This window comes from Fervidicoccaceae archaeon, assembly GCA_038734945.1.
Classification (GTDB): Archaea; Thermoproteota; Thermoprotei_A; order Sulfolobales; family Fervidicoccaceae; genus ARK-14.
The window spans coordinates 1-5,727 of sequence record JAVYOA010000008.1 but is presented as its reverse complement, the minus strand read 5'-3'; the positions used below and the strand labels follow the sequence as shown (position 1 = coordinate 5,727).

Annotated in this window: 7 protein-coding genes; 6 read left to right on the top strand and 1 reads right to left on the bottom strand. The window is 39.7% G+C overall.

Annotated elements, in window-relative coordinates; genetic code table 11:
• Nucleotides 1–28: 28 nt before the first annotated feature.
• Nucleotides 29–733 (bottom strand): hypothetical protein, encoded by a 705-nt coding sequence (locus tag QXR92_04435; protein ID MEM0319247.1) that lies wholly within the window; start codon nucleotides 731–733, stop codon nucleotides 29–31.
• 170 nt (nucleotides 734–903) lie between these two features.
• Here QXR92_04435 and QXR92_04430 point away from each other — a divergent pair, with 170 nt between their 5' ends.
• The 6 genes from QXR92_04430 (at nucleotide 904) to QXR92_04405 (ending at nucleotide 5,008) form a co-directional block, all read left to right on the top strand.
• Nucleotides 904–2,577, top strand: a complete 1,674-nt coding sequence (locus QXR92_04430) for a DNA polymerase (GenBank protein ID MEM0319246.1) — start codon at nucleotides 904–906, stop codon at nucleotides 2,575–2,577.
• Nucleotides 2,577–2,858, top strand: a complete 282-nt coding sequence (locus tag QXR92_04425; GenBank protein MEM0319245.1) for a hypothetical protein — start codon at nucleotides 2,577–2,579, stop codon at nucleotides 2,856–2,858. The genes QXR92_04430 and QXR92_04425 overlap by 1 nt, the downstream gene beginning before the upstream one ends.
• Before the next feature lie 85 nt (nucleotides 2,859–2,943).
• Nucleotides 2,944–3,219, top strand: a complete 276-nt coding sequence (locus tag QXR92_04420; GenBank protein ID MEM0319244.1) for a hypothetical protein — start codon at nucleotides 2,944–2,946, stop codon at nucleotides 3,217–3,219.
• Complete coding sequence (locus tag QXR92_04415) at nucleotides 3,212–3,763, top strand: hypothetical protein (protein ID MEM0319243.1); 552 nt, start codon at nucleotides 3,212–3,214, stop codon at nucleotides 3,761–3,763. The genes QXR92_04420 and QXR92_04415 overlap by 8 nt, the downstream gene beginning before the upstream one ends.
• Nucleotides 3,764–3,781: 18 nt before the next feature.
• On the top strand, nucleotides 3,782–4,570 hold the full coding sequence (locus QXR92_04410; protein ID MEM0319242.1) for a hypothetical protein: 789 nt from the start codon (nucleotides 3,782–3,784) through the stop codon (nucleotides 4,568–4,570).
• A 36-nt stretch (nucleotides 4,571–4,606) separates the two neighbouring features.
• Nucleotides 4,607–5,008: a hypothetical protein gene (locus QXR92_04405; protein ID MEM0319241.1), complete on the top strand. Its 402-nt coding sequence runs from the start codon at nucleotides 4,607–4,609 to the stop codon at nucleotides 5,006–5,008.
• Nucleotides 5,009–5,727: the final 719 nt, after the last annotated feature.

Below are 5,727 nucleotides of genomic sequence, written 5' to 3'. Positions count from 1 at the left end.
TGCGCTAGAAAATGCTATCTCTTACATTCTAGATCGATGGAATAACAGACAAGATAAAACTCTTGAGAAAACTAGCACTTTTAACCTTGCCAAGAGCGTAGTCTAATTTTTCATCATGTACGCCAAGTTTTGCTATAGCGTCTTCAACTTTTTTAACTGCGAAATCTCTAAATGGCTTTTCTTGTCCGTCAATTATAACTTTTCTTATGCTGAACTTAGGCAATAACGTTGTGCCAAACGCTTCGTAAAAAAGCAACGTTGCGATAGGCAAAACTAGATAACCCGCTTCTTTACACTTGTCATCGCACATTATACCCTTAGTCCGTGCCAAAAAGTCCATAACCCCTAACTCGCCTGCTAAAACGTACGTGCTATCGTGAACGTTAAAGTCTCCTTCTAGAATAGGATAGCCAACTTTCACAAACTTGCACTCGGCGTTACCCAATGCTAGAGGTTGCTGAAATGAGTAAAAACACATATCATCATTGTCTCTAAGCAATAGGGACGGTACGGTAACATAGTACTCACGGTTAGGGTGATCGGCAAAGCACTCTGCTAGTGCTATCTTCTCCTTTTCTGTAGTGTTGAATTTTTCCTTAAGTGCCCGCTTGACTCTCGCTTCCTCAAGTATTCGTTTGTACTTCTCGAAAGCACACATGACTATCCTTTTCTCATCGTCATTGCATGTAGCATAAGCCTCACCGTTATTTATGATGATATCACGGATACACAAGCTTTTAATCCCCGCATTAGAAACAATTAAGTATGAAATTTCTTACGTATGATAGTGAGGCAAAGTTTAAACGAGAAGGTGATGAAATTCGTCACGTTTTTGCTGTGGGATGTTTCAGTGACGGAACGTCAGAGACGTGTTTTACGGATCAGAAAAAAGTGTTAGAGTACATGATAAACGCTAAGTCTACCATCTTTATCCATAACGCCAAGTACGATATGTCGCTTCTGAGGATATCAATGTTTGCTGACATGATTGAGGACGCTAGCTTTGATGCTCCATTCTCCATTAACTTTGCGGGTGGTACGTGGGTAAGGGATAGTATGCCTATACTGACAACTTCGCTAAAGAACGCTATTAAGACGTTTGCACCAGAGTTAAATTACAAGGAAGAGGCGCAAATAAACTACGATAAGATAGAGACTAACCCTGAAGAGTGGAATAATTACGTTAATGAACACGGCGAGGAGCTTGCTAGAAATGACGCTAGGGCGCTTCACATAGTTTTAACTAGATTTTTTAATAGAATTGAAACACATGGTACAACTCTACCTAGCATTTCATTCCGAATACTCTTAAAAATGATGCCAGAAGCTCAGGGATTAAAGAAAGCGCTTATGGATCCTGACAAATATGCGGGCGTAATAACTGAAATAAATGATCCTATGATAATTGAAAGCTATCGAGGCGGACGTGTAGATCCACTAGTGATTTCATCATTCAGTGAAAGACAAAAGGTTTATGACGTAAATTCACTGTACCCTACGGTCATGCGCTCCTTTAGATATCCTACTATGCCAGTAAAAGATGACATGTCATTCAATCAAGCTATCAAGCGTGGTTATCTAGGATTCCACCGTGTCAGATTCAAATGCGATACTGACTTAATGCCAGTTGTCACTAAGACAAGATTTAACGGTGAGAACATTCTTACCCAAGTATTAGAAAATGAAGCTGTCTTAACTACTCCGGAAGTACAAGCGTTACGTTATGAGGAATGCAAGATACAGTTTATTAGTAGTAAATGGTTTAAATCTGACTATCTGTTTACCGAGTTTATTGATAAATACTACGAAATGAAAAAGCAAGGTGAAAAGAAAGGTGGAGTAGAAGGGCAAACGCTTAGGACAGTAGCTAAAATGATACTCAATAGCGCCTACGGTAAGTTTGGTTTGCATAAAGCAAGAGCTATGATAGTGAAGGATCCGGAAATACTTAACATAATCAAGAGAGAAGGACGCACTCTATTTAACGGTAAAGTATACACACGGATAGATGAAATTGTCTACACAAAGGAAGAGTTAACACCTCGATACTCCGTAGCCATCGCCAGTTACGTCACCGCATACGCTAGGTTATACCTTTATCAGTTAATGAAACAGAATAAGGAAGGGTTACAGTACACTGACACGGATTCACTTCACCTTACTCGAGAGATAAGAGAGTATAGCGAAGTTAAGATATTAGATACCAAACTGAAGTTTAAGACACTAGGTGATGGTTTGGGACAGTTGAAGATAGAAAAAGAGGGTAACATTTACCATTTAGGCAAAAAACTCTACTTTTTCACACAAGATCCTGGGGAGTGGGTACCGGTTAATTATCGCAGAGACGGAAATGTGGCGATCGGGAAGAAAAACATTGTTGCTAAAGGTGTAAAAAAAGACCAAGATGTGGAAATACACTATGATCCTGATCCTCTCAAAATGTACCTGTTTCAAAACTTCAAGGCTATCAAATCACGTTTAGCATACAATGTTAGCATCACTGTACCTAAGAAAGTCCTGGTTAAAGCAAGACTTAAATACTCTGGTGATGAGAAAAAGATAGGTGAACCAGTCTAATGTTGTTGGAAGATCTAAAGTATGAAGTAAGGGATCATCACCAGTACCCCTACATGCTTGAGGTACAAGACGTAGACATACAGGAGATAAGCTCTGACGGCGAGGAGATCATGATTGACGATGTTATAACTGTATTAGTACCAGTCACGAAGGATGAGATAATCGAGTTTGCTAGAGATAACCCAGAGACTAAGTTTGTAGTTTATGATTCAAAAACCATGAAAGACATCACTGAGGAGTTCAAACAGAAATATTTAAATAGCAGTCAAAGCAATAACTAGATATGCAATGTTCTAATTCAAGACAAAGCGAAAAGTTAAGATTTGTGGTTTTTTTCATGTTCATTTTTGAGTGGGGTGTTCATTCATGAATTTTGAAAACAAGATAGACTACTCTGTTGGAACCAAGTTTTTTGACTGGGTCATCAAAATGATAAATGAAATTCCAGATGCTGGTCAAAAAGAGGTTATGGTACTGGAGAATAATGACATGCTGATCTTGAAGTTAAAGGAGAGTCACAATACCATCACAGTAACTAACGAAAAGAGGAAGGTGATAGAGATAGTAACATCATGTGAAAGCATTAGTGAGTGTAGAGATGAGATTATAGCACAAATTCAGAAGGTGATGTTAAGTGATTGATAATTATAACTTTAGCGTTGAGTTCAAAGCCGGGGATGTTATCAATCTAGTTAATGAAATTGGCAAACAGTGGAAGATATCAGTTAATCAGATGAAGGTGGTAATTGACGGTATACCAATGGCTGGCAAGAGTCAGATATCGAAAATAGTATCTGACGCACTTAACATGAGACTGGTACGTTATAGTCCTAAAAACGAAATTGATAGAGAGTTTCATGACTTCCTTAAAGAAATACCCGGCGGTACGATAGTGGACGGTTCGCCTATTTCACTTTTGTGTTCGCTACCAAACTGGAAACGTTACATTGCTAGATACGTTAAGGTGTTAGACTCGGTGATAAATGACAATTATCCCACTTTCATGATACTAGTTGAACCGTTGAATGATGAGGACTTGGTAAAACTATCGTCTATTTATGAGTACGATATGGAAAGAGCTAACTGGGTTGCTGAATGTGTGTCAACATTTCAAATAATGTCAAAAACATATGAAATTTTCAGGCATGTCAGTTTACCGAAAAGGTTATTAACCTCTGACAACTAAATGCTTATGGTGAGTTAAATGTCAATTAAACACGTACAAGAAAAATTAGATATTCTTGATGCGTTGATAAACTTTCAGAAGGCTGTGACTGAAGAGTTAAGGGTGACACAGTTGGGGCTAAACGCCCTGTACTTGCTATCTAGAGAATGGGATCTATTCAATTTGGCTGATTTAAACAGAGATGTTGCTGACTTAATTGTACAACTAAACGGGTTTATTTATCATCATAATTACGTTGCTGAAGATTTTAATTATCTAACATTACTGATTAAGCTGAATAGTTTCAAGGCTAAGGTTAGAGTGCATAACATACTCGGTTATCGCATTGAGAAATTACAAAAGCCATTAGAAGAACTAGAGCAATACATTCTAAAGTACATGAATACAACGATGATTAAGATCGATGATGAGAATCTAAAAAAGAATGCAAACGGAATGAAGTACTATCTACAATACGTTAAGTCTTCGTCAGAATACGCTGTTAAGGTGATAACAAGCAAGAAATTAGAAGATTACAATGTGAAGCATCTAGTAGATGAATTAGTTAAGATACAATCTGAAATGACCAGACTGGTAGATGATTTCATTCAAAACGAACATCTAGACCAACACGAACAATTACAGAAGCTAAGCGAGATTCAGATACTAATAGATATGTACATGCAGATCGTAAACATGTTTAAAGTCATGGGCAAGCTGAATGCGTTAGAATATGACGATATGGAGAGAGCTAAGCTAGCAATCAATAGCTGTTATGGAGTCATTGACGTCTATAATTTGATTCATGGACAGTGCAAAAACGCATAAGTCACATTGTTTTTTAGTTTTGCTAATTAGATACTCATGTCATCAAAGCTGGAGAATAAAATCGAGTTGATCGAGTGGGCTATTAAAAACATATCAAAAGTTAGGAAGTCATCTTCTGTTGTTTCTTCTATGTCTGGAGCCAGGTTTTTTGAAACCATAGCTAGAGCTTATTCGCCTCATCAGAGTAGGTATAGTCAGGTCACGTATGTTTATCAAGATAGCGAAGAGTACCGTAAAATTGTGCTGATTTTTGACAAAGGTTACAGTGATGACGTTGAGATAGATGTTGAATGTGTAGGCTATTGCCAGGCTCCTATCGGCGTTGTCACGATTATAGTAAGGTCTGAGACGGCAGTAGGAATAAAATCCAAAGCCAAAGAAGCACTAAAGGAGTACCTAGAGGAGCTTAAGGAAGAACTAGCGAACCGTAACGCTTAAATACCTCAACGATCTAGTTATTGTCATGCAATCGCAAAAAGTGAATGATAGCACCCGCACGGGTGCGTCTCGTTTCGTAAGTCCGTCTTCTATTTTTTCAGTTAATGAGAATAAAGAGATTCAACAGACACCGCCGTATGAGCTATCCGGCGTCATTAAGCTAACGTTTGATGATGACGTGTCAGTAAAGCCAACGATTCCTCAGTTGGTGTGCGGTAAAGTGATTAATCGAACCCTGTACTGTGTTGTTGCCGAGCCGGTGCAAATTAGAAAGAAGTTATACTTTGAAGTTATCAAGTCTAATGCCGTGGTGAAGACACAGGGTAAGTTATTCTAGCCACGTGTAACGGAGCAAAAGGTTTTTATTTGTTTTTAACTTATAGTGTATTGGGCGAGAGGGTGCGCCTCAATACGCCTTAGAGCGTATGAAGAACCCTTTACGCCCTAGTTGGACGGGGAGGGGCGCGATGGGCGTCCATCCCGGTGGCGCCAGTGGGCTCTGACGTCCAAATGATGCCCTAACCCACGTCCCCTGGTGCTTGCGCTGGATCGTAAGCACCTTGACGGCATCACGGTCATCTCCCGTGCGCCTGTGAAGGCGGTCGCCGTCCAAACACGTAGGTTACGTGGTTGGGCGGTGGTCGCCGGAGGCGATGGGGGGTGGCGGTGGATGCCGTCGGGGGGGGCTTCAATTCTAGCTGGAAGAAGAATGGACGATG